Consider the following 23216-nt stretch of genomic DNA (forward strand, 5'->3'; position numbering starts at 1 on the left):
GCATGCATGGTCCTTTGGTAAAGAGGGGAGCTGCTTCAACTCTATCCATAGCTCTACCAGTAGGGCCGGACGTTTTGGGCTGCTGCTTTACGGTGCCCCGCTTTACGGTGCCCTGCATTCGGGTTCGCGGCGACGCCACCGTAGGATGGCTCTACTCCCAACCTCCTAGGAGACTTTCGTGCGCACTTTTGTCTCGGCCATTGCAGTGCTGATCGGCCTCGCCATGGCGGCTGTTGCCGTCCCGGCCATGTGGGTGGACCGGAACATTGTCCAGGAGGAGGGTTTCGTCGGCCTCACCGCACCGCTCGGCAAGGACCCCGCGTTCCAGAAGAGGCTGGCCACGGCCGCCGTGAATGGGATGGCCTTCGGCGGCCAGCAGCTGCCCGCCCCCCTCGAGGCCGTGGTCAAACCGATCCTGGCGGACGCCGCGCAGTCACTGACCTCCATGCCCGGATACTCGGAGGCCTGGGCAGAGACCCTGCGCAGGAGTCACCGGCTAAGCTTCGCCGATCCCCGCACGCTTCCGCCGGAAGTGGCCGGCACCACCTCCCTGACACTGGACGTCGCCCCGCTGGTCGGGTTGGTGGTCAAGCGCGTCTCGGAGGCCTCTCCCGTTCCGATTAAGGCGCCGGAGCAGGTGCGCATCAGCATCGGCCAGTCCGACCAGCGCCAGCTCATCGAACGGGTCTCGGCCTATGCGCCGATGGGCACCGCCGTGGCTGTGGGCTCGGCCATTGCGTTCCTCCTGGCGTTCGTCGCGGCGCGGCGGAAGTGGACGGTCCTTGCCGGGACCGGTCTGGGGGCCTTGGTCCTTGCCGGTGTCTGGAAATTTGGCTCGGACGCGGCAGGAACGATGGTCCAGGGCGTCGGGAGCGGCAACGACGTGGCGGGGATCTTCAAACGTGAATTCGTGGCGGCGGCCATGGCCAGCTTCGGGCAGTGGATTGTGGCGGCGCTGCTGGCGGGCGGCGTGCTGCTGGCCACCGGCATCGTGCTCCGTGTTGTCGGCGGCCGCCGGCCGGCGTCAAATAACCTGCCGTAGCGAACACCGGTAGCATTGGGGCATGACCTCCACCGCTGTATCCATTCCGATGCCCTCCGTTCCGCGCCGGCGGCGTTCGCCGGAGGAAGTGCTGGCGGCGGCACCCGTGACCGGACCGAAGAAGGTACTGTTGGCGGCCCCGCGCGGCTACTGCGCCGGCGTCGACCGTGCCGTGATTGCGGTGGAAAAAGCGCTTGAGCACTACGGTCCTCCCGTCTACGTCCGCAAGCAGATCGTGCACAACGTCCACGTTGTCAGCTCCCTCGAGGAAAAGGGTGCCATCTTCGTTGACGAAACCGACGAGGTTCCTGAAGGCGCCCTGGTGATCTTCTCGGCGCACGGTGTCTCGCCGGCTGTTGTGCAGTCTGCGGAGGACCGGGGCCTGCGCACCATCGATGCCACCTGCCCGCTGGTGACCAAGGTGCACAAAGAGGCTGTCCGCTTCGCAAAGGACGATTTCGACATCCTGCTGATCGGCCATGACGGCCACGAGGAAGTCGAAGGCACCGCCGGCGAGGCCCCCGAGCACATCCAGATCATCAACGGCCCGCACGAGGTGGACAAGGTGACGGTCCGCGACCCGGAAAAGGTTATCTGGCTCTCGCAGACCACCCTGAGCGTGGACGAAACCATGGAGACCGTGCGGCTCCTGAAAGAGCGGTTCCCCACGCTGCAGGATCCGCCCAGCGACGACATCTGCTACGCCACCACCAACCGCCAGGTGGCCATCAAGAAGATCTCGCCCCAGGCCGACCTCGTGATTGTGGTTGGCTCGGCCAACTCCTCGAACTCCGTGCGCCTCGTGGAAGTGGCACTTGAATACGGGGCGAAGGCCTCCTACCGGGTGGATTTCGCCAACGAGGTGGACGAGTCCTGGTTCGAGGGCGTGGCCACGGTAGGCGTGACCTCGGGGGCGTCCGTGCCCGAGGTCCTGGTGAAGGACGTACTGCGGCTCCTGGCCGACTACGGCTACGGTTCCGTCGAGGAAGTCGTCACAGCGGAGGAGGACCTGCTGTTCTCGCTGCCAAAGGAACTCCGGGCCACGCTGAAGCAGGCCGGGGACGTCACCCGCGCCCTTGGCGGCCGCGGCACCCGCGCCGCCAAAGAGTCCTAGCCCGGGGCACAGTCCTCGCCCGGAACAGTCCTGGCCCGGAGAGTAGTCCTACGCGGCTGACTCTTGCGAGGTGCCGGCGTCGTTGCGCCGCTCGACGTCGTCGGCCCGGGCGCCGACGACGTCCCGTACGCCAATTTCCTGCTGGAGTTCCGGTGCCGCCACCGAGCGCGGTGTCACCTCGACGGTGACCGGAGTCGCCAGGCCCGCGCCGTCCAGGGCGTTGAGCTTCCGTGCGGTGGGCAGCACCCTGGCCTCCAGTGTGCCGACCAGGGAGTTGTAGCGGTCCACCGAGGTCTTCAGCGATGAGCCAAGCTTGGAGACGTTGTCGCCCAGGGTTCCCATCCGCTCATAGAGCTGCTGCGCCAGTTCGAAAAGCTCCCGCGCGCTGTCCGTCAGAACGTCCTGCCGCCAGGTGAACGCCACCGATTTAAGGACCGCCAGCAGCGTCCCGGGCGAGGCGAGGACGACGTTCTTGGACAGCGCGTAGTCCAGCAGGGCCGGATCCGCAGTGAGTGCCGCGGCCAGGATCGACTCCGCGGGCAGGAAGCAGACCACCAGCTCCGGGGCATTGCCGGGGATGTCCCAGTACTTCTTGTTGCTCAGGGCGTCCACGTGGGTCTTCAGGGCCTTCGCGTGGGTGGCCAGCAGGGCCTGCTGACCGTTCAGCGTTCCCGCCCCGGCGGCCCGGCTTCCGGCGGTGGCGCCGAGTTCCTGCGCCTCAAGGTAGGCCGTCAGCGGCACCTTGGCGTCCACCACGAGCTGCTTGTCGCCCGGGAGCTGCACCACGAGGTCGGGCCGAACGGTGTTCTCTGATCCGGAACTGGAGCTGTGAAGCTGCTCGTGGAAGTCCACGTGGCGGAGCATCCCGGCCGCCTCGACCACGCGGCGCAGCTGCACTTCGCCCCACTGGCCGCGCGCGCTGTTGGAGCGCAGGGCGGATTCGAGCGCATGCGTTGAGCGCAGCAGCTGCTCGTCAGACAGCCTCGCCTCCTGCAGCTGCTGGGCGAGCTGGCCGTACTGTTCCAGCCGGTCCCGCTCCAGCAGCGAGACCTGCTGCTGAACCGCGGTGAGCTTTTCGGCTACGGGGGCCAGTGCACGCAGCACGCTGCCGTCCTGCGTTCTGGCGTCGCCCAGCTCCCGGTTCTGGGCCGCCAGCAGGCGGCGTTCGGCGTCGGCGGCGGCGAACTGGGCGCTGACCTCGGAAAGGCGCGCGGAGACGCCGTCGAAGTCCTGTTCAAGGCCGGCGCTGCGACGCCGCAACACCACGAAGGTGAAGGCGGCGCCGGCGACGGCTCCGATCAGCAACATCAGCAGGGCGAGAATAAGTGCGAAAGCGTCCATGCCTTCACTCTGGCACGCACCCCTGACACTTTTAGCCAGTGACGCACGGGCCCTCACGGTCTGAGGCAGTCAGGAGCGACGCCGACGGCGAACAGCGCCCCGCCGCCGCAGGGGACCGGCCCGTTTACCGGTAGAATCAATACTCGTGGCTCTTACTATTGGCATCGTCGGACTGCCCAACGTCGGCAAATCAACTCTTTTCAACGCACTGACCCGCAACCAGGTGCTCGCTGCGAACTACCCGTTCGCCACGATCGAGCCCAACGTCGGCGTCGTGAACCTGCCGGACCCGCGGCTCGAGAAGCTGGCGGCCATCTTCGGCTCCGCACGCCTGCTCCCGGCCGCCGTGTCCTTCGTGGACATCGCCGGCATCGTCAAGGGCGCCTCCGAAGGTGAGGGCCTGGGCAACCAGTTCCTCGCGAATATCCGTGAGGCCGAGGCCATCGCGCAGGTCGTCCGCGTGTTCGATGACCCAGACGTCATCCACGTCGACGGCAAGGTTGATCCCCGCTCGGACATGGAGACCATCAACACCGAGCTGATCCTGGCGGACCTGCAGACCATCGAGAAGGCCGTCCCCCGGATCGAAAAAGAAGTAAAGATCAAAAAGCGCGAAGCCGCCGAGCTTGCCGCCGTCAAGGCCGCCCAGGCTGTGCTGGAACGCGGCGACACCATCTTCTCCTCGATCAAGAGCGACAAGCTCGAGATGGAACACCTCAAGGAGCTGGGCCTGCTCACGGCCAAGCCGTTCATCTACGTCTTCAACGCGGATGAGGGAATCCTTGGCAGTCCGGAGAAGCAGGAAGAGCTGCGCGCCATGGTGGCCCCGGCCGACTGCATCTTCCTCGACGCCAAGCTCGAGTCCGACCTCGTCGAACTGGACGAGGAAGAAGCCCGCGAAATGCTGGAAATGAACGGCCAGGACGAGTCCGGCCTCGACCAGCTGGCGCGCGTCGGCTTCCACACGCTGGGGCTGCAGACCTACCTCACCGCCGGTCCCAAAGAGACCCGGGCCTGGACCATCCACCAGGGCGACACGGCACCGCAGGCCGCCGGCGTGATCCACTCCGATTTCCAGCGCGGCTTCATCAAGGCCGAAGTTGTGTCCTTCGACGACCTCATCGAGGCCGGCTCGATGGCCGAAGCGAAGGCCCGTGGCAAGGTCCGCATTGAAGGCAAGGAATACGTCATGGCCGACGGCGACGTGGTGGAGTTCCGCTTCAACGTGTAGTTCCTGATCCTCTGAGACCATTTTCGATGGCCGCTAAGAACACGTGTTCTTAGCGGCCATCGCTTTCGCCACCGGTTGCCAAGGCGAAATGATGCCGCTCGGACTTTGCATCCTGAAGGCAACCGGCTCCGGCCCCGAAAGATTGACGCATTGTTTTTCTTGGACCCCCTTATCCCTCCCGGATTCGACTGAGGTTCGTTGCAGCTGGGTCGACGCCCGTACCAGAGCTTCGGGGACTTCCTTATGGGCGGGATATCGTTACCGGGCGCGTTTGTAGGTCGATAGCTGAGTATGTAGCGGAAGGTTTCCGCGGAGGAGCATCATGATCTGCAATGTTGTCGACGTCTTTGCCCTAATTGGTGACTTTTCGAAAGCCAAGCGCGGCGTTGCTCTACGGATCGCCCCTGTGGCCCGTTGCTGGGGTGAGGGCTGATGGCGGGAGAGGACGTGGCGGGCGCCGGAGTCCACTCGTGGAGGCGTTTTATCTGGGTGTGTTCCGGTGGCATGATCGCTGCCGCGGTCCTGTATGCGGTCGGCGTCTTGTGCCGTGATTCGGATGCTTTCAGTCCCCTTGTCGATGGATTCTTGTCGCTCCTGACCGTTTGGCTGCCTGCGGTTGTCTGTTGGCTTGTGGCTGGACGAGCGCGCTCCCGCAGACCGGACATCGCTTTGGTGGCAGCTGCCGTGTCGTGCCAGGCCGCGGGCGACACCTACTATGCTGTGCAGTCGGCCGGCGGTGGAAGTGTTCCCCTGCCTTCGCCCGCGGATATTGGGTATGTCGGCTTCTACATCCTGATGCTCGCGGCGTTGCTGGTGGTCGTCAGGGGGCGGTTGCGTGACATGACCTGGCCGGTCGTCCTGGACAGTGTTGTGGGGGGCCTTGGGGCTGCAGCAGCTCTGACCGTGGTCCTGGGGCCGGTTTTTGGGTCTGCTTTTGGGGGGTCGCATTCGGTGGCGGCAGCGGTTGGCGCCGCCTATCCTCTGCTGGATCTGTTGTTGGTCGCTACGGTCATGGGAATCGCAGCCACCCCTGGCGGCGGGTTGGGACGTGGGTGGGTCCTGCTGGTGGCTGGATTGCTCACGTTTACCGGGGCGGACATCGTGTATGCCCTGCTGGAACTCCACGATCTTTATGTCGTGGGAACTCCGCTGGATACGGCGTGGGCGCTGGGGACTGCCTTGATCGGTTGTTGGGCGGTAGTTCAGGAAGATGCCGGGCAGTCGTCGGCCCGGGCAAGGCGTCCTGATATCCCGGTTCAGGCCGTCCCGGCACTAGCAACGGTTGCAGGACTTGGTGTCCTAATCCTGGCCACCCAACAACGCGTGATGCTGCTGGCGGTTGTGCTGGCGGGACTTACGTTGGCGTTGGCCGTGTTGCCGTTGGTGTTTCGGCAGAGGATCCGGCTGGCTGATGCCAACCGGCAGGCCAGGACTGACGAGCTCACCGGTCTTCCGAACAGGCGCGCCCTGTACGCTGATCTGCCGTTACGGCTGGCCGACGCCCGCCGGGCCAGCGCAGTCCTGTTACTGGATTTGGATAAGTTCAAGGAGATCAACGACGGGTTGGGCCACGATGTGGGGGATGAGCTCCTCAGGCAGGTCGCCGCTCGATTGTCCGGAAAGCTCCGTGACGCCGATCTATTGACCCGGATGGGCGGGGATGAGTTTGTGGTTCATGTCGCCGACTGTTCGCCGAAGGAAGCGGAGGCGGTGGCCCTGAAGCTTCGGGAGGTTTTGGGGAGCGCTTATGACTTGGGCGGGGTCACGGTGCAGGTCAACGCCAGTATCGGCATTTCGTGTTTTCCGGAGCAAGGCCGGGACCTGAGTTTGCTATTGCGCAAAGCGGACATGGCCATGTACTCGGCGAAGTCCAACCGCAGCGGCCACGCTCTCTACATGGAGACAGTGGGCGCCTCTGGTCACACGCACTTCCACAGCGTGCAGGCATTAAATGCAGCCCTGACCGAAGATCAGCTTGTTCTGCATTTCCAGCCGAAGCTTGAGCTGGGGACGGGCGAGGTCCGCGGCGTAGAGGCGCTCGTTCGCTGGACCCACCCGAGCCTGGGGTTATTGCAGCCCGATGCTTTCCTCAATCGCTTTGAGGAGGCCGGGCTCATGCGGGCCCTGACGGGCGTGGTGCTGGTCAAGGCCTTGGATCAGGCGGCTCGGTGGACGAGGCAGGGACGGTTGATTTCTGTTGCGGTTAATTTGTCCGCGGGGTCGATTATGGACGCGCGGCTGCCAGAGCAGGTTGCCGCCATGGCCGCCGCCCGGGGGTTATCTCCTTCTGTGCTGGTCGTGGAGATCACGGAGGACGTGCTGGTTGCTGACCGTGAGCGTGCCTGTGCTGTGCTGGCGGCCCTGCGGGAGATGGGGGTCAGGATCGCCGTCGACGACTTTGGAAAGGGGTACAGTTCGCTGTCCTACCTGCGGGAGCTTCCCATCGATGAGCTCAAGCTCGACAAGTCCTTTGTTCTTTCGATGATGGATGACGCCCGCGCTACCGCTTTGGTGGTCTCGACCATCGACTTGGCCCACAGCTTGGGCTTTGAAATGACGGCGGAGGGCGTTGAGGACGAACGGGCCTACCGGGCGCTCAGTGACTATGGGTGCGACCTCGCCCAGGGCTTCTTCATGTCCAGTCCGGTGTCCGCTGAGGAGCTGGACTCCTGGCTCGAGTCCCGGGATTCAGAGCCGGCGCCCGGCATGGGCGCTCTCCTTGCCGTTGAACCGGGACACGGGACTGTGCCCGGCCTGGTCTGATTCGAGGGCGTCCCAGGATCCTTCCCGGTTGCAGGTCAGTCGGCGGCTACGTCCGGGTGGAGGTGGCGAAAACGAGGTCGTGGCCCGTGTCTTTTCTGTCAGCGCAGCACAGGTCACCGACCGCGCTCTCTTCGGTGCGGGGTCGGTGCCGGGTCCGGTGCGGGGCGGGCGTCGACGTGCCCGGGCGGGCCCGGAGATGGGGATTTTCCGCGCCGTCCTGCGACGACGACGTTCCTCTTCAACGAGGGTGAGGAACCCGCCGGTGATGTCCGGTCCGTCCAGGCGCTGAACCTTCCGGAGTGCCGCGCGCAACTTCATGAGGTCCTCTCGAGCGGGTCCGGGAGTGCGCGGGTGCTCTGGATCGGCCGCGAACTCGTCTTCGGGTCCATCGTGGTGGAGCAAAGTTTATTCCGTGACGGAACGTGGGGGAGTTCCGCTTCAAGGTGTAGTCCCTGAGCCCTTTTGCGATGACCGCCAAGAACACATGTTCCTGGCGGCCGCTTTTGCGGAAATATCCCTGCATGGTGCCACGACCGCCAGAGCTTCTTCGCACGCGCAAAAGGGCCGGGTCGACGCGTCTCACGGAATAAGGTCTGTCTAGGTATGCAGACATCAATCGCGACCATGGCGGTGACGCCTTCCGCGGTTGCCATATTGCGCGGCGACTTGAAGAGTACAGCGGTGGCTAGTGTTGGCTGCCGCGCACTGGTCGGGGCAGAGCTGCGGGGGAGACGGATGCGGCCGTAGGGGCCGCTGTCGCGGTCAGGACGGAGGAGGCTGCTGTGCTACGGACTATGCGGCCGTAGTGCTGACCGGTGCCTTTTTGACGGTGGCCAGCAGGACGACTCCGGCGACGGCTGTTGCGCCGGCGAGGAGGAATGCGATGAATGCTTCTGCCGGGGCTGTGTCAGCCTCCCCGAGGACGGTAATGCCTATGGTGACGGCGACGAGCGGATCAATTACTGTCAGGCCCGCGACGACGAGTTCGGGTGTCCCTCGGGTGTGGGCGTTTTGGACCAAAAACGTCCCGAACAGGGCTGCGATGATGAGCCCTGCCAGACAGGTTAGGGATAGCCATTCGAAGTCGCCCTGGAAGAGTCGGGCAATGACGGTTTTAGCCAGCGCCGCGACGAACCCGAAGAGTGTCCCGGCTCCGGCGGTGAACACGACGGCGCTCCAGCTGTGGCGCCAAAGGCCGAAACCCGTGCCGAGCGCGGCGAGGACAGCGCCGAGCAGTATCAGAATTGTGATGAGTTGCCGGTCGGTGATTGCAGCGTCGCGCGCGGAAACTGCAGCGACTGCAACAAACACCCCGACACCGGCAATACAAAGGGCCACGGATGTGAGCGCTCGGCGGCCCGGCGGCCTCCGGGTCATTTTGGCGGTCGCCAGGGCCGTGACCACAAGGGCGACTGCGCCGATGGGCTGCACAACGATCAGGGGTGAGAATCTCAGACTTGTGAGCTGCAGGAGTATTGCTGCTCCCAGCATGGCTGTGCCGGCGAGCCACGCCGGTTTGCCCAGGAGGGCCTGCAGCCGGCCCCCTCCCATGCTCCCGGCGCCGCGCCCCGGTGCGGGCGCCTGCTCGTCTACGGCTTTGTGCTGGAAGAGGGTGCCCAGGGCCAGCAGGGTCGCTCCGGCGACGGCGATCGGGATGCCAAGCCAGTGATAGGACGACAAGATTGGCGCTGCGACAGTCTGGATCATGCTCCGACCCTACAGGTGGCTTGCAGCGCTGACTGCACCGCCTCAGCGCTTCCCAGGAGAAGGAGCCGGGGGCCAGGACGGCCTACTGGCCTGGCCTAGTCCGGGCAACGGGTGCAGGTCAGATGCCGGCAGGATCGATGACGCCATGGCGTTCAATGGTCGCCAGTTCCTTCAGCTCCTTGAGAATCTCCAACTGTTGGCTGTTGATTGCCATAAGCAGCTCAATCTCTTCCTTGGCTTTTACATTGGTGTCGTAGTCGTGTTGAGCCATGGCGGCGGCGATGGCATCCTGCCTTTTGGCGGCGATCAACAGGATGGCCCCTTGGAGTCCGGCCAGCATCGAGAGCAGGAGGTTGAGAAGGATGTAGGGGTACGGATCCCAGGAGTTGGTGGCCAGGGCCCAGGTGTTTATGGCGGCCCAGATGAGCATGAAAGTGATGAAGCCGCCCACGAATGGCCAACTTCCCATTCCGTTTCGCATGATGTCTGCGGCGCGCTGCCCTCTAGTGAGGGTGGCTTTGTGCCCGTCGTGCCAGGTCTTTGGGTGGTCGGTCATGACTCAGGGTAGCCGGAGGATGACCGCCGCCGGGCCTCTGCCTACCAGCAGGTGGAGAAGCGTCAGGATGATAAGCTTGCTTAGTTTCTCTTTCTGTCAAGCAGGGTGCGGCGAGAGCTAATTGAAAGGTCCCGCCGGCCATGCTGGCTGGCGGGACTTCACACACATAGCGTCCATCACCTGCTGTCCCGTTTGTGACGGCGAAGCCTCGGCGGTGCAGTGAACTTCTGCGGCCCGCTTGACCGGCGATCGATATGAACGGTTAGTCACGCGACGGCGTTCCGGGTCTGTTCGACTCTGTACAAGGAATACCCCCTCACGGGAGACTGACGCCATGCGCAAATTGACCTTCGGTATGAACCTGAGCCTGGACGGCTACATCGCTGCGCCCGGCGATGACCTCGGCTGGAGCGCACCGAGCGACGAGCTGTTCCAATGGTGGTCCGACCGGGTGGCGGCGACCGGGCTGGCGCTGTACGGGCGCAAACTGTGGGAGAGGATGAGCTCCCACTGGCCGACTGCCGACCAGCAGCCTGGCGCCACACCGGCGCAGATCGAGTTCGCCCGCCGCTGGCGGGACATGCCAAAGGTGGTGTTCTCCTCGACGACCCGCACGGTCGACGGCAATACCCGCCTGGTCACCGGCGACGCGGTCACGGAGATCACCCGGCTCAAGGCGGACGACGGCGCCTCCATGGACATCGGCGGTGCCACGCTCGCCGCGGCAGCCATGCGGGCCGGACTGATCGACGAGTACGCGATCGTCACTCATCCGGTGCTGTTGGGCGGCGGCACGCCGTTCTTCACAGCCCTGGACAACTGGGTGAACCTGAGCTTGGTGGAGACCCGGACCTTTCCGGGCGGTGTGGTCCTCACTAGGTACGAGACCCGGCACTGAGTGCCCGGCCGGAGCGCCAACCTTGACAGGGCCGGACGCGGCCAACCCAACGTACACATCGCCGACTGGCCCCCGGCCGGGCGCGTGTTCCCGGGACGAATCCAACGTGTCGAGGCTCGCCACGCAAACGCCCCGTCTTGGGGTCCGTCCCAGCCCCACGGCGTAGCACCCAGCTATGTCGCGGCCGCCGTTACCGGCGTAGGCTTCGGCTGTGCCGGCCCTGTCCGCGGGTTCCGTCCGCCCGGCTGGCCGTTCGGTTATAAAGGAGTCCGCCATGACTGTTCTGGTCCAAAACCTTGTGCCCGGCCTGACCCGGGAACAGTACGAAGGCATCGCCGCCGCTCTCAGGGACAAGCTCATGGCCACGCCAGGATTCAACGCCCATTACGCCTATGAGAGCGTAGGCGGAATGACTGTCGTGGAAATTTGGGAGGAGGCCGCGCAGCACGATGCATGGTTCGACAACAATGTCAGGCCAAATCTGCCGGTGGAAGTCACCCCGGAGAAACACGAGCTGGCAAACACGATGACAGCCTAGCGTTGCTATCGGATCCCGTGGCGGATGGCTTTTCGATTCAGGTTCAGTTCGGGCGTCAGGAACTGGCCTCTGCGGCGGTGCTGTGGCCCTGGATCCAAGCTGCAGTCTCCTGCAGTCACCTTGATCCACCGACACCGCTCGGAAAAGTCCCGCCGACGCGGGGAGCATTGGCTCTTGCGCCATCGAAAAACTGGGCGTATCACTGTTAATACGTTCTTCGAAAGAAGGACGGGAACGAACAACAGGGGAACCCTTGAACGCATGGTGGATCTAATCCTCCGTGGTCTGCCGGTGACGAGGCAGGAAGCGCTAGGATTCCCGCAAGTTCGGGAGATGATGTTCGTCATAACGGAATCAAAACAGTCGAAGCCCCTTCAGCATTGCTGGTGGGGCTTCCCCTATTTAGTGCCAGGCCACGCACTTTCCCTGGCCCACGTAATCCGACATGGTCGACGCGTGGTTCGCCCACAGCGGCCCCTATCTCCCACCGCGCTCACCCCATCTCCGCGGTGAACCGCCCAGTCCGAGGTGGCGGTTCACCGCGGAAGCACTCAGCGGGGGGAAGATGGGTCTTGGGCCGGAACGGCGAGGCCGGAAGGTTGTTCCTTGGCGGGCTTGTGCGGGTTTCCTGCTTCCTTGGCACAGTGGAGGCAGCAGTACACGCCCGATTCGCTCTCCACCGGATGTCCGATGATCCGGCAGCCGCAGTGTTCGCACGCCGGAGCCATCATTTGTATGGCGCATTCGAAGCTGTCGAAAGTTCCACTCTGGTTTCCCATGGAGACGGTGAACGTCCTTCCGTCGGGGTTACCGCAAACATCGCATGTTCCCATGATCCCTCTCCTCTTTAGCGCACGCTCTAGCCCTCATTAATCGCTTGTATGAGTTCCCTGAGTAGGGGCGAAGGTCCTTGCGGTGGGCCAGCAGCCAGGCCGCCGAGGCGGCGTGGGGTCTTTGGTCCCTCACCGTGGTGGGAACCGCGGGTGCGGATGCTCCGGGCTTTCGCGGCGTTCCAGTTCGGCGCTGACGAGCGTGAGCAGTTCGTGGGCCGGCTCGGATCCGGCAAGCTCCATGCACTGGCTAAGTGCGGCCCGGAGACGGTACAGCACGCCAGCCGGTACCAGCGGCCAGCGGCCTCCCTTTCCGCACGGCCCCGCCCTAGAGTGAGTCATGGGCACATCTGCCGCACCGGACGGATCCCGGACCTCACTGTTTACCGATCACTATGAGCTGACCATGTACCAGGCGGCGCTCTACTCCGGGGCCGCACACCGCCGGTCCGTCTTCCAGGCCTTTGCCCGCGGACTCCCGGCCGGGCGCCGGTACGGGATCGTGGCTGGCACCGGCCGGCTCCTTGAAGGCATCGCAGACTTCCGCTTTAGCCAGGACGACCTCGATTTCCTGGCCGGCTCCGGGGTGGTTAATCAAGACACGCTGGAACACCTGTCCGCCTTCCGGTTCTCCGGTGACATCTGGGGGTATCCGGAGGGCGAGGCTTACTTTCCGCATTCCCCCGTCTTGATCGTGGAATCGACCTTCGCCGAGGCCTGCGTCCTGGAGACCTACGTCCTGTCGGTGCTGAACCACGACAGTGCCATCGCCTCGGCCGCCTCCCGAATGACCAGTGCCGCCGGCGGCAGGCCCTGTATTGAGATGGGTTCCCGCCGTACGCACGAGGAACCGGCCGCGGCGGCGGCCCGCGCGGCCGTGATCGCCGGCTTTTCCGGCACGTCCAACCTGGCCGCCGGCCGGCGCTACGGCCTCCGGACCGTCGGCACCGCGGCACACTCCTTCACGCTGGTCCACGACTCCGAGCGCGACGCCTTCGCGGCGCAACTTGCCTCGCTGGGGGCGGGCACCACACTGCTCGTGGACACGTACGACGTCGAAGCGGCTGTCCGCACCGCCGTCGACCTTGCCGGAGACAAGCTCGGGGCCATCCGGCTGGACTCCGGAGACCTCGTGGCCCAGGCGCGCTGGGTCCGCGAACTCCTGGACAGCCTGGGCAACGTGCACACCAAAATCGTGGTGACCTCGGACCTGGACGAGTTTTCCGTCGCCGCGCTAGGGTCAGCGCCGGCCGATTCCTACGGGATCGGCACGTCGCTGGTGACGGGTTCCGGGGCGCCCACCGCCGGCATGGTCTACAAGTTGGTAAGCCGCGCCGGCGACTCAGGCGGGCTCGTCGCCGTCGCGAAGACCTCGAAGGACAAGATCAACGTGGGCGGCCGCAAGTTCGCGGTGCGCCGCCTGGATGGCCGCGGCACCGCCACCCATGAGGTCCTCGGCGTGGAGCATCCGCCGGCCGATGGCAAGAACGGCCGGCCGCTCCTGCAGCAGTTCATGAGAGGCGGCGAGCTCCTGCCCGGGTGGACCGGGCCGGGCGCGGTGGGTCGGGCGCGGGACCGGCACGCGGCCTCCATGGCGGAGTTGCCCCGGGTCGTGGACCGGCTGCAGGCCGGCGGTCCGGCTATCCCGACCATCTACGAGTGAAGTGGTCAAGGCGCCGACCTTGCCTGGCGTTGGATCCGCTCTGCGGGCGCGTCCGCAGAGGGACGACTCAACGCGGCACAGCCGGCGAAGCCGTCGCCGTCGTTCCTTAGAACAGCGGCCAGGGTACCGCCGGCATCTCACCGCGCGGAGCCGGAAACCGCCCTGCCAAGCGCAACCGGGCGCAGCGCGCGGCGAGCGCTGCGATTTCTTCGGCACTGAGCAAGTCCGCCAGGTTTCGGCCCAGCCCGCCGTTCAATCCCTCGGTGACGCGATCGATGCCGTCGCGTTCCTCGGAGGTCAGAGCGTCTCCCAGCCATCCCCACAGCACCGTGCGCAGTTTGTGGTCCGGGTGGAAGGTGAGCCCATGGTCCACGCCGTGCCGGTGTCCGTCCGTCATGGCAAGAATGTGGTCGCCTTTGCGGTCTGCGTTGTTGACGATGATGTMGAACACCGCCATGCGTCTGAGCGCGGGCGAGTCTTCGTGAATGAGGGCGATCATCCGTCCGTTCTCATCCCGTCCCTCAAGGACGTGTTTCCAGCCAGTCTCCGGCACGCGGTCCGTCGCGACCAGGTCGACGGCGCTTTGGGCGTGGTCTTGCTCCTGCCAGAGCTGCACCATTCCTTCGCCCATCGGACCATCGCGCAGCCAAGTGCGCGGCACGACGTCCCCGCCGAAGGCCTGCGAGACCAGGTAGGCGGCCACCTCCCGGTGAGCCAGGGTGCCGTGGGGAAAGTCCCACAGCGGGCTTTCGCCGGCTATCGGCTTATAGACGACCATCACGTCGCCGATGCTGCCCAGAAACGTAGCGTTTGATGCCGTCGTGATGCGGCCGGTGAGGGTCAGCTCGGTGTTCACTAGGTCGGGCGCTGGCATCAGACCTCGGGAAGGGTGCAGATGTGCCCGTCGGCGTCCATGGGGTAACCGCAGAGCGGGCACGTCGGACGCCCGGCGCCCACGATCTCGCGGGTGCGCTTGGCGAATGCGCGGGCGGTGCCGACCGGCATTCGCACCAGCAGCATTTCGGGCTCGTTAGCGCCGTCCTCGTCAAGCGATTCGTCGTTCTCATCGGCATCGGCGTCGGCATCGGTGACGGGATAGGCCTCTATGACGACCTGAGCCGTGGTTGGATCCCACCCTAAGGTCATGGCGCCGGTGCGAAACTGCTCCTGAACGGCCTCGAGCTGGTCATTGTCGACAAGTTCAAGGGGAGTACCCGTGGGAACGCTGAACGGGTTGCCGTCGACGGTGATGAGCTGGTCGAGAATTTCGTCGACCTTCTCCGCGAGCAGAGCTGCCTGCTGCTTTTCCATGGCAACACTCACGAGCTGCTTCCCTGCGCGCACCTGCAGGTAGAACGTGCGCGCCCCTGGAACGCCGATGGTGCCGACGATGACCCGATCGGGCCAGGCAAACTCGTGAACACGTGAAGGCATGTCAGTATTTTAGGCACATGAGTGTCATGGCGCCGGTTGCCCTGCACCGCCGCCCACCGGCGCATCGCCGGAATGGATGCCGTTCGACAGCCACGACAGATCACCCGCGTCGGTGTTGGTCGCGTAGACGCTCGGCCGACTGGCGCCGTAGCGGACGATCGATACGGACGCGGGGCCCACGTTAATACGCTGGAACAGGTCAAGGTGCATGCCGAGCGCGTCGGCGAGGATTGACTTGATGATGTCACCGTGACTCACCGCCACCCACACGGCCCCTGGCCCGTACTCGGCTTCAAAAGCTGCGTCGTGGCGTCGAACCGCTGCCACCGACCGAGCCTGCATCGCGGCCATGGATTCACCGCCGGGAAAGACGACGGCGGACGGTTGCGACTGCACAACCGGCCACAAATCCTCGGCCGCGAGATCACTGAGCGTGCGGCCCTGCCACTGGCCGTAATCGCACTCGGTGAGATCGAGATCGACCGGCGCGTACGGCGCGCCCGCCTGGCGATCGAGGATGAGCTGGGCGGTCTGCCGGCAACGCTCAAGGGGGCTCGACACCACCCCGACCAAGGGTACGGTCGCGAGCCGGTCTCCGGTCAGAGCCGCTTGCTCCCGCCCGGTCTGGTCCAGGCTGACGCCGGCTGCCCGGCCGGCCAGCAGTCCAGTGGCATTGGCTGTGGTGCGGCCGTGCCGCACGAGGATAACTGTCGCCATCCACCCAGCCTAGCCACCCGCTCGACGGCGGTGTGAACCGGACCGGGTCGCGCGTCCACCACCTGAGTGGTGTCTGCATCCATGCCGGACCATGGACAAAGATTTGCTGGGTGTGTACCTATTGAAGGGCCGAGCGCCAGACGGGCATGCTTACCGAATCGGCCGGTGGGTTCCAGCCCGTTTCCCGCGTTCAGGCACATCCACCATCCGCGCGCGAACTTTGGGGGCACGTGTGAATCTCTTGCTGACGTCAGGCGGCGTGACGAACCCGAGCATCCACTCGGCGCTCGTGCAGCTTCTCAACAAACCGGTCGCCCAATGCCACGCCCTGGTCGTCCCGACGGCGCAGTGGGGTCACCCCATGTGCGGACCGGCATCTGTGCGGGGCCTACTGGCCGCCCACCCAAACCACCGTCACTTGTCCGGCCTGGGCTGGGCGTCGCTCGGTGTTCTCGAGCTGACCGCGCTGCCCACCATCGGCGCGGATCGGTGGGTCCCTTGGCTTCGGGCGGCCGACGTGCTCCTGGTCGACGGCGGCGACGCGACGTACCTGTCCCATTGGATGCGGGAGTCCGGGCTGGCCGAGCTGCTGCCCTCACTTCCCGACACGGTGTGGGTGGGGGTGAGTGCCGGAAGCATGGTGATGACGCCCCGGATCGGGGATTACTTCGTCGAGTGGCCGTCCGCTCCGGATGACCAGACTCTGGGGGTGGTGGATTTTTCGATCTTTCCTCACCTGGACGCTTTCCCGGGCAACACCCTGGCCCACGCAGAGCGGTGGGCCGCCGACATAGATGTTCCTGCCTACGCCATCGATGAACAGACAGCCATCAAGGTCGTCGACGGCTCCGTCGAGGTGGTTTCCGAAGGACGATGGAAGAAGTTTGGGTGATGGGTGATCAGCATTTGTGAAGTCCTGCGGTGCCCCGCACAGGACCCCTGAAAAGTTGTAGGATCGGGCCGACCGACCTGACCATCAGCGTCAACCTGAGAGCGGGGATCCGTGCGAGCCGACCACTACGACAGTTTCGCTGAGAGCTACTCGGCGGAGAACGAGTCCAGCCTCCTCAACGCCTACTACGAGCGGCCCGCGATGCTAGGCCTCGCCGGCGAGGTGGCCGGCCGCCGGATTCTCGACGCCGGGTGCGGCTCCGGGCCCCTGTCCGCGGCACTGGGCGCCAAGGGCGCGGTCGTGACCGGCTTCGATTCCAGTCCTGCCATGCTCGAATTGGCACGACAGCGACTGGGAGAGAGCGCAGACCTCCACCTGGCCGACCTCAGCAGGCCGCTCCCTTTCGCCGATGACTCCTTCGACGACGTCGTCGCGTCCCTGGTCCTGCACTACCTCGAGGACTGGTCGGCACCGCTTGCCGAACTACGGCGCGTGCTCAAGCCGGGCGGCCGCCTGATCCTGTCGGTCAACCACCCCACGGTCAGCGTGGTCACCCAGCCAACCGAGGACTACTTCGCCGTCCGGGAGTACTCGGAGGACTACGAGTTCGACGGCGAGCCTGCGGTCCTGACCTTCTGGCACCGGCCCCTTCACGCGATGATCAACGCCTTCATCTCGGCCGGATACCGTGTAGCCGCCGTAAGCGAACCAGCCCCGTCTCCAGATACACCGCACGAACTCCTCCCCCCGCGCATCCTCACTGGCGAGAAGACAGCGTTCCTGTCCTTCATCTTCTTCGTCCTCGAAGCCGACAGAGTGTAGAGGTGGGATGTGGACCCCTGAGCCGACGCGAGGGCTGGGGCGCTGCGGTCCTGGTGGCGGCAGCGCTGGTCGGGTGGGGCGGAAGTGCAGTGTCTGAGGCCGCCAGGGTTGCCGCCGGTTCGCATCTACTTCTCTTCTTCGCTGTGCCGGCCGAATGTATTGGCGCAGGGCTCCGGGCTATTGCGCTAATGGCGGCGGTCGCCGCGGCGAGCCTTTTGGTGCCGCCGCTCATCAGAAGGATCCGCCGCCGCAAGCTACGGCTGGCAGCCGCGTGGACCGCAGGTCTGGCTGCGGCCGCTGCGGTGCCCTACCTTGCGCTCTTGTTGTTCTTCGCCTTCCTCACGGCTGGGATGTCTGCTGACTATGTGAGGCTTGAAGCCGCTGACGGCCAGTCGGTGCTCATCACCCAGGATCAGTTCGACGGCGAGGCAGTCGACATCTACGTGCGGCACGACGACACCCACTACCGGTGGAGCCGCAGCGCGCCCGAGCTCGCCGGCTGGCCGCGGGTAAAGGACCAGAACTGCAGGCTCGACCCGGTCGGCGGCGGACTTCAACTGGCCTTCAATTCCGGCACCTTGGCAATCGGCCAGAACCATTAGCGTCGGAGCAGCGGAAAGTACATGGCGATCGGGCGGTCGCGCTGCCAACGAAGACGTGGCGGAGTGCAGCTTCGCAGGTTGGGCCCCGTCGGGGCCAGTAATGGAAGATTAACTCGTAAAGCCCCGATTTGCATGAATCCGGGCTTTTTGCAGCAATCGGCTTTTATCTTGGGGTGCCGCATCCGTCAATGAATTTCGACAAAATTCAGTTAACGGTGCCGCCAATTGTTGCAGCTCGATAACGAACTATACCCGCGGTCAACTTTCATGCCCTTCTGCCCTGTCATGGGTTTACGCTTCATCCCATGTGAGACGCGCCACACTGCCGCTGGGGGAGTGTGGACGTCTGTCTGGTGCCTACGGCGCCGGTCTCATCCACACCACAGAAACAAGGAGGCGGAATGCGATTCGGTCGTATTTCCAAAGCAGTGGGGGTCGCGGCAGCAGCAGCACTCGCACTCAGCGCTTGCGCAGGCAACAGCGGCGGGACAACCCCGTCGTCGGCCGCGGCAGCAGCCAAGACAGGCGGATCGGCAACGGTCGTAGAGGTGAACGCGTTCAATACGTTCAACCCCAACACCGCTGAAGGCAACACTGATATCAACTCCAAGATCAGCTACGCCACCCACTCCGGGTTCTTCTACGTCGACAACAAGCTGAACGTTGTACGCAACGAAAAGTTCGGCAAGATGGAAAAGGTCTCAGACAACCCGCTCACCGTGAAGTACACCATCAACGACGGCGTCAAGTGGTCTGACGGCACTCCCGTCACGGCAGCCGACCTGGTGCTTCAGTGGGCAGCATTCTCCGGCTACTACAACGACGCTGACGCGGATGGCAAGAAGGGCACCTCGTACTTCGACTACGCGGGAGATCCGACCGGCCTGGCGCTGACCGATTTCCCGGAACTCGGCGACGACAACCGCTCGATGACCCTCAAGTACTCCAAGCCCTTCGCTGACTGGGAAATCGCCCTCGGCGGCCCCGGCATCGACATTCCGGCCCACGTCCTTGCGAAGAAGGCCGGCCTGGCGGACGCCAAGGCCTTCGTTGACCTGGTCAAGGGCATGCCGCGCGGCGACGCTAAGAACCCCAAGCCCGCGAACAAGCAGCTCAAGGCCATGGCCGACATGTGGAACACCGGCTTCGACACCAAGACGCTGCCGGCCGACCCGAGCCTCTACCTCTCCAACGGCCCCTTCGTCGTCAAGGCCGTCAACCAGGACCAGTCCCTGACCATGGTCAGGAACAAGGACTACAACTGGGGCCCGGAGCCCAAGCTGGATGAAATCACCGTCCGCTACATCGGCGAAGCCCCGGCCCAGGTCCAGGCGCTGAAGAACGGCGAGGCCGACATCATCGCCCCGCAGGCTTCCGCCGACACGGTGGAGCAGCTCAAGGCCCTCGAAAGCCAGGGCGTCACGGTGGAGGTGGGCCACCAGCTGGCCTACGACCACCTCGACCTGAACTACAGCGGCCCGTTCGCCGACAAGAATGTCCGCGAAGCCTTCATGAAGACGGTTCCGCGCAAGGACATCGTCGACAAGATCGTCAAGAAGCTCGATGACAAGTCCGCTCCGCTGGATTCCCAGCTCTTCGTCCCGGACCAGGCCAAGTACGCCGACTCCGTCAAGGACAACGGCTCCTCCGCCTACCAGGATGTTGACATCGAAGGTGCGAAGAAGCTGCTGAACGGCGCCACCCCCACGGTCCGCATCATGTACAACAAGGACAACCCCAACCGGGTGGACTCCTTCTCCCTGATCCGCGAGTCCGCCGCCAAGGCAGGCTTCAAGGTCGTCGACGGCGGCCTCGGCAAGTCGGACTGGGGCGCGGCCCTCGGCAACGGCAGCTACGATGCCACCATCTTTGGCTGGAGCAACTCGGGTGTCGGCGTCTCCGGCGTCCCGCAGATCTTCAAGTCCGGAAACGGCTCGAACTTCAACAAGTTCACCGATCCCGACGCCGACAAGCTGATGGACGAACTGATCGTCACCACCGACAAGGCCAAGCAGGATGACCTGGTCCAGCAGATCGACAAGAAGATCTGGGCTTCCAGCTACGGCCTGCCGCTGTTCCAGTCCGTCGGCGTGGACGCATACAGCGACCGCGTCACCGGCGTGAAGTACATGCCGAACCAGACCGGTGTCTGGTGGAACTTCTGGGAGTGGGCGCAGAAGTAGCCCGCAGCCTCAAGTGACACTTGCTAGCTAAAGGCGTCGGGACCACGGCTTTACGGTCCCGACGCCTTTCTAGCGACCCCGGCGATGAACTGGCGCGGCCGCATCGTCCGGGGCATCCGGCCTAACTCTGAGACCGGTCCGGGCGATCCCTGGGCCCGAATACCGAGGTTCTATTCCCCATGGTGACCTACATAGTCCGGCGGCTCATGACTGCCGCCCTCATTCTTCTCGGCGCATCCTTCCTGGTGTATCTCCTGACAGCGGCGTCAGGCGACCCCCTCGAGGAATACCGCGCCATCAGCGCGGCCAACAAGCAGCAACTGATGGACGCCCGCACCGAACTCCTGCAGCTGGACGTCCCGCCGCCGCTGCGCTACTTCAAGTGGCTCGGCGGCGCCGCCCAGTGCCTCGTGCCCTTCGCCAACTCCTGTGACCTGGGCAAGAACATCGTGGGCCAGCCCGTCACCGACGCCTTGGGCCATGCCCTCATCCAGACCCTGACCCTGGTCACCGGTGCCACGGTGCTGGCCATCCTGGTCGGCATCACCCTGGGCATCATCACCGCCCTGCGCCAGTACAGCGCGCTGGATTACGGCGTGACCTTCATGGCCTTCCTGTTCTTCTCCCTCCCAATCTTCTGGGTCGCCGTCCTGCTCAAGGAATTCGGCGCCATCGGCTTCAACAACTTCCTGAGGAACCCGGAGATCCCGATACCGACCGCCATCGCCATCGGCATCGCCTTCGGTGCGCTGATCGCGGTGGCGATAGGCGGCGAGCTGAAGCGCAGGGTGCTTTCCGGCGGCGTCGTTTTCCTCTTCGTCACGGCCATCCTCATCTACTTCTCCGCCACCGAATGGTTCAAGGCCCCGGGCCTGGGCCCGGTGCTGATCGCCATTGCCGGCGTCGGCATCGCCTTCGCCGTCACCCTGCTCACCGCCGGCCTGAAAAACCGCAAGGCCCTGCAATCCGCACTGATCGCCGTCGGCGTCGGCGTGGTCCTGTACTTCCTGGTCCAGCCCCTGCTGGACCAGGCCACCTTCGTCATGATCGTGCTGCTGGCCATCGCCGCCGTCCTGGTCGGCTTGGGCATCGGTTACCTGGTCGGCGGCTACGACCGGGGGCAGTCGATGCGCGCGGCCGCCATCACCTCGTTCCTGGTGGGATTCATGATCCTGCTGGACCGTTTCATGCAGGCGTGGCCCACGTACTTCAACAACAGCCGAGTGCGTGGCCGCCCCATCGCGACCATCGGGGCGACCACCCCCAACATCGAAGGCGACTTCTGGGTCCTGGGCCTGGACTCCTTCACCCACCTGATCCTGCCGACGATGGCGCTGATCCTGATCTCCCTCGCCAGCTACACCCGGTTCACCCGGGCCTCGATGCTGGAGATCATGAACATGGACTACATCCGGACCGCCCGGGCCAAGGGCCTGTCGGAACGGACCGTGGTGATGCGCCACGCCTTCCGCAACGCGCTGATCCCGATCGCCACCATCGTGGCCTTCGACATTGGCGGCCTGATCGGCGGCGCCGTCATCACCGAATCGGTCTTCTCCGTCCGCGGCATGGGCTTCCTCTTCCTGGACGGCATCTCGCACGTTGACCCCAACCCGGTCATGGGTGTCTTCCTGTGTGTAGCCATCACTGCCATGGTGTTCAACCTCATCGCGGACCTCGCCTACTCCGCACTTGATCCGCGCGTAAGGGTAAAAGCATGAGCCAGCCAAGCCAGCAAGACGAAATCATGGCCGAAGAAGCCGCATTGCAGCCCACGCCGGCGGCCGGCATCGAGCCCGTCCTCGAAGCGAAGGGCCTGAGCCAGGGCCAGATTGTCCGCAAGCGCTTCCTCGGCCACTCCGGTGCCATCATCGGCCTGGTGGTTTTTGCGCTCATATTCATCGTCGCCTTCACCTCGGTCGGGTACTGGGGCATCCCCGGCTGGTGGAAGTACAACCACGAGCAGGTTTCGCCGCTGGTCAACGACGGCGCGCCGACCTCCTCGCTCTGGCCGCTGGCCTGGGGCGAGCACCCGTTCGGCCAGGACCGGATCGGCCGCGACCTGTTCGCCATGACCATGCGCGGGGCGCAGCAGTCCATCACGGTCATGTTCGTCATCGGCATCATCGCGGGGCTGATCGGCGTCGTCGTCGGAGCGGTCTCGGGCTACTTCCGCGGCTGGGCCGAAGCAATCCTGATGCGGCTGACCGACGTGATCATCATCGTTCCGGCGCTGCTGCTCGCCGCCGTGATGGCGCAGATGGCCGGACGGCGGGACTCGGGAAGCTGGTTCGCCGCCTTCGCCAGCACCAACGGCGTCCTGGCCCTGGGCATCTTCCTCGGCCTGATCAGCTGGGTGAGCCTGGCCCGCCTGATGCGCGGTGAATTCCTGACCCTGCGCGAGCGGGAATTTGTCGACGCGGCCAGGATCTCCGGCGCCAGCAACGCGCGGATCATTTTCAAGCACATCCTGCCCAACGCCGTCGGCGTGCTGATCGTGAACGTCACGCTGACCATGTCCGCCGCGATCCTCACCGAGACGGCGCTGAGCTTCCTCGGCGTCGGCGTCAAGGCTCCGGATACCTCGCTGGGCCTGCTCATCTCGCAGAACCAGCAGGCGTTCGCCACCCGTCCCTGGCTGTTCTGGTTCCCCGGCCTGTTCATCGTGCTGATCTGCCTGAGCATCAACTTCATCGGCGACGGGCTGCGCGACGCGTTCGACCCGCGGCAGAAGAAGTTCAACGCTAAGAGGGCGCGGGAAACGGGCAGCCGGGTTCCGGAGGCCGCCCCGGTCACCGCATTTGATGGACCCAAGGACCACTAGATGCGCTGCAGCCACGCCGCCGGCAGCGGCCAGCTACCGGGCGGCAACCGCCCAGTAGC

Annotated in this window: 19 protein-coding genes; 13 read left to right on the plus strand and 6 right to left on the minus strand. The window is 64.8% G+C overall.

Annotated elements, in window-relative coordinates; genetic code table 11:
- Nucleotides 1–178: 178 nt before the first annotated feature.
- Nucleotides 179–1042, plus strand: a complete 864-nt coding sequence (locus AC1DGE_RS11880; protein ID WP_476892170.1) for a hypothetical protein — start codon at nt 179–181, stop codon at nt 1040–1042.
- Nucleotides 1043–1064: 22 nt separating this feature from the next.
- Nucleotides 1065–2156, plus strand: coding sequence for a 4-hydroxy-3-methylbut-2-enyl diphosphate reductase (locus AC1DGE_RS11885; protein WP_441417131.1), 1092 nt, complete (start codon nt 1065–1067; stop codon nt 2154–2156).
- Between the two features lie 48 nt (nt 2157–2204).
- Here the strand turns inward: AC1DGE_RS11885 and AC1DGE_RS11890 are convergent, their stop codons facing one another.
- Nucleotides 2205–3497: a DNA recombination protein RmuC gene (locus AC1DGE_RS11890; protein ID WP_476892171.1), complete on the minus strand. Its 1293-nt coding sequence runs from the start codon at nt 3495–3497 to the stop codon at nt 2205–2207.
- A 145-nt stretch (nt 3498–3642) separates the two neighbouring features.
- On the opposite strand from AC1DGE_RS11890, the gene ychF reads away from it, so the two are divergent.
- Both ychF and AC1DGE_RS11900 read left to right on the plus strand, forming a co-directional pair.
- On the plus strand, nt 3643–4728 hold the full coding sequence (gene ychF / locus AC1DGE_RS11895; protein ID WP_441417133.1) for a redox-regulated ATPase YchF: 1086 nt from the start codon (nt 3643–3645) through the stop codon (nt 4726–4728).
- A 672-nt stretch (nt 4729–5400) separates the two neighbouring features.
- A complete protein-coding gene (locus AC1DGE_RS11900) occupies nt 5401–7491 on the plus strand; it encodes a putative bifunctional diguanylate cyclase/phosphodiesterase (protein WP_476892172.1) in 2091 nt (696 codons plus the stop codon).
- Nucleotides 7492–8283: 792 nt separating this feature from the next.
- On the opposite strand, the gene AC1DGE_RS11905 is transcribed toward AC1DGE_RS11900, so the two are convergent.
- Both AC1DGE_RS11905 and AC1DGE_RS11910 read right to left on the minus strand, forming a co-directional pair.
- Entirely contained in the window at nt 8284–9198 is a 915-nt protein-coding gene (locus tag AC1DGE_RS11905; RefSeq protein ID WP_476908506.1) for a DMT family transporter, read from the minus strand.
- Between the two features lie 118 nt (nt 9199–9316).
- Nucleotides 9317–9754 carry a DUF1003 domain-containing protein gene (locus AC1DGE_RS11910; RefSeq protein ID WP_476892174.1) on the minus strand — a complete coding sequence of 146 codons (438 nt, stop codon included), beginning with the start codon at nt 9752–9754 and terminating at the stop codon, nt 9317–9319.
- A 334-nt stretch (nt 9755–10088) separates the two neighbouring features.
- Between AC1DGE_RS11910 and AC1DGE_RS11915 the strand changes: the two genes are divergently transcribed.
- From AC1DGE_RS11915 to AC1DGE_RS11925, 3 genes are all read left to right on the plus strand, one after another.
- On the plus strand, nt 10089–10652 hold the full coding sequence (locus AC1DGE_RS11915) for a dihydrofolate reductase family protein (protein WP_441417143.1): 564 nt from the start codon (nt 10089–10091) through the stop codon (nt 10650–10652).
- 274 nt (nt 10653–10926) lie between these two features.
- Nucleotides 10927–11190: a hypothetical protein gene (locus tag AC1DGE_RS11920; protein WP_476892175.1), complete on the plus strand. Its 264-nt coding sequence runs from the start codon at nt 10927–10929 to the stop codon at nt 11188–11190.
- A 1170-nt stretch (nt 11191–12360) separates the two neighbouring features.
- The gene (locus AC1DGE_RS11925; RefSeq protein ID WP_476917509.1) at nt 12361–13683 is read left to right on the plus strand and encodes a nicotinate phosphoribosyltransferase; all 1323 of its coding nucleotides are present in this window, start codon (nt 12361–12363) and stop codon (nt 13681–13683) included.
- 106 nt (nt 13684–13789) lie between these two features.
- Here AC1DGE_RS11925 and AC1DGE_RS11930 read toward each other — a convergent pair whose 3' ends face one another.
- The 3 genes from AC1DGE_RS11930 to AC1DGE_RS11940 are packed head-to-tail and all read right to left on the minus strand — an operon-like array spanning nt 13790 to nt 15834.
- Entirely contained in the window at nt 13790–14557 is a 768-nt protein-coding gene (locus AC1DGE_RS11930) for an SCO1664 family protein (RefSeq protein ID WP_476917510.1), read from the minus strand.
- Nucleotides 14557–15117 carry a DUF3090 domain-containing protein gene (locus tag AC1DGE_RS11935; RefSeq protein ID WP_476892178.1) on the minus strand — a complete coding sequence of 187 codons (561 nt, stop codon included), beginning with the start codon at nt 15115–15117 and terminating at the stop codon, nt 14557–14559. Before AC1DGE_RS11935 ends, AC1DGE_RS11930 begins: the two co-directional genes overlap by 1 nt.
- Nucleotides 15118–15141: 24 nt before the next feature.
- Entirely contained in the window at nt 15142–15834 is a 693-nt protein-coding gene (locus AC1DGE_RS11940) for a histidine phosphatase family protein (protein ID WP_476892179.1), read from the minus strand.
- A gap of 232 nt (nt 15835–16066) precedes the next feature.
- On the opposite strand from AC1DGE_RS11940, the gene AC1DGE_RS11945 reads away from it, so the two are divergent.
- The 6 genes from AC1DGE_RS11945 (at nt 16067) to AC1DGE_RS11970 (ending at nt 23157) form a co-directional block, all read left to right on the plus strand.
- Nucleotides 16067–16726 carry a Type 1 glutamine amidotransferase-like domain-containing protein gene (locus tag AC1DGE_RS11945; RefSeq protein WP_476892180.1) on the plus strand — a complete coding sequence of 220 codons (660 nt, stop codon included), beginning with the start codon at nt 16067–16069 and terminating at the stop codon, nt 16724–16726.
- A gap of 111 nt (nt 16727–16837) precedes the next feature.
- Nucleotides 16838–17548: a class I SAM-dependent methyltransferase gene (locus tag AC1DGE_RS11950; RefSeq protein WP_476892181.1), complete on the plus strand. Its 711-nt coding sequence runs from the start codon at nt 16838–16840 to the stop codon at nt 17546–17548.
- Between the two features lie 188 nt (nt 17549–17736).
- Nucleotides 17737–18150 carry a hypothetical protein gene (locus AC1DGE_RS11955; RefSeq protein ID WP_476892182.1) on the plus strand — a complete coding sequence of 138 codons (414 nt, stop codon included), beginning with the start codon at nt 17737–17739 and terminating at the stop codon, nt 18148–18150.
- 401 nt (nt 18151–18551) lie between these two features.
- Nucleotides 18552–20333, plus strand: coding sequence for an ABC transporter family substrate-binding protein (locus tag AC1DGE_RS11960; RefSeq protein ID WP_441417153.1), 1782 nt, complete (start codon nt 18552–18554; stop codon nt 20331–20333).
- A 179-nt stretch (nt 20334–20512) separates the two neighbouring features.
- Nucleotides 20513–22054: an ABC transporter permease subunit gene (locus tag AC1DGE_RS11965; RefSeq protein WP_476892183.1), complete on the plus strand. Its 1542-nt coding sequence runs from the start codon at nt 20513–20515 to the stop codon at nt 22052–22054.
- The gene (locus AC1DGE_RS11970; RefSeq protein ID WP_476892184.1) at nt 22051–23157 is read left to right on the plus strand and encodes an ABC transporter permease; all 1107 of its coding nucleotides are present in this window, start codon (nt 22051–22053) and stop codon (nt 23155–23157) included. The genes AC1DGE_RS11965 and AC1DGE_RS11970 overlap by 4 nt, the downstream gene beginning before the upstream one ends.
- Nucleotides 23158–23216: the final 59 nt, after the last annotated feature.

This window comes from Arthrobacter sp. 05N425 (assembly GCF_056397125.1).

Coding starts and splice junctions, on each gene's coding strand:
- AC1DGE_RS11955 (WP_476892182.1), top strand. CDS start 17,737: ATGGCGGCGGTCGCCGCGGCGAGCCTTTTGGTGCCGCCGCTCATCAGA.
- AC1DGE_RS11890 (WP_476892171.1), bottom strand. CDS start 3,497: ATGGACGCTTTCGCACTTATTCTCGCCCTGCTGATGTTGCTGATCGGA.
- AC1DGE_RS11885 (WP_441417131.1), top strand. CDS start 1,065: ATGACCTCCACCGCTGTATCCATTCCGATGCCCTCCGTTCCGCGCCGG.
- AC1DGE_RS11905 (WP_476908506.1), bottom strand. CDS start 9,198: ATGATCCAGACTGTCGCAGCGCCAATCTTGTCGTCCTATCACTGGCTT.
- AC1DGE_RS11965 (WP_476892183.1), top strand. CDS start 20,513: ATGGTGACCTACATAGTCCGGCGGCTCATGACTGCCGCCCTCATTCTT.
- AC1DGE_RS11925 (WP_476917509.1), top strand. CDS start 12,361: ATGGGCACATCTGCCGCACCGGACGGATCCCGGACCTCACTGTTTACC.
- AC1DGE_RS11960 (WP_441417153.1), top strand. CDS start 18,552: ATGCGATTCGGTCGTATTTCCAAAGCAGTGGGGGTCGCGGCAGCAGCA.
- AC1DGE_RS11915 (WP_441417143.1), top strand. CDS start 10,089: ATGCGCAAATTGACCTTCGGTATGAACCTGAGCCTGGACGGCTACATC.
- AC1DGE_RS11910 (WP_476892174.1), bottom strand. CDS start 9,754: ATGACCGACCACCCAAAGACCTGGCACGACGGGCACAAAGCCACCCTC.
- AC1DGE_RS11940 (WP_476892179.1), bottom strand. CDS start 15,834: ATGGCGACAGTTATCCTCGTGCGGCACGGCCGCACCACAGCCAATGCC.
- AC1DGE_RS11970 (WP_476892184.1), top strand. CDS start 22,051: ATGAGCCAGCCAAGCCAGCAAGACGAAATCATGGCCGAAGAAGCCGCA.
- AC1DGE_RS11920 (WP_476892175.1), top strand. CDS start 10,927: ATGACTGTTCTGGTCCAAAACCTTGTGCCCGGCCTGACCCGGGAACAG.
- AC1DGE_RS11935 (WP_476892178.1), bottom strand. CDS start 15,117: ATGCCTTCACGTGTTCACGAGTTTGCCTGGCCCGATCGGGTCATCGTC.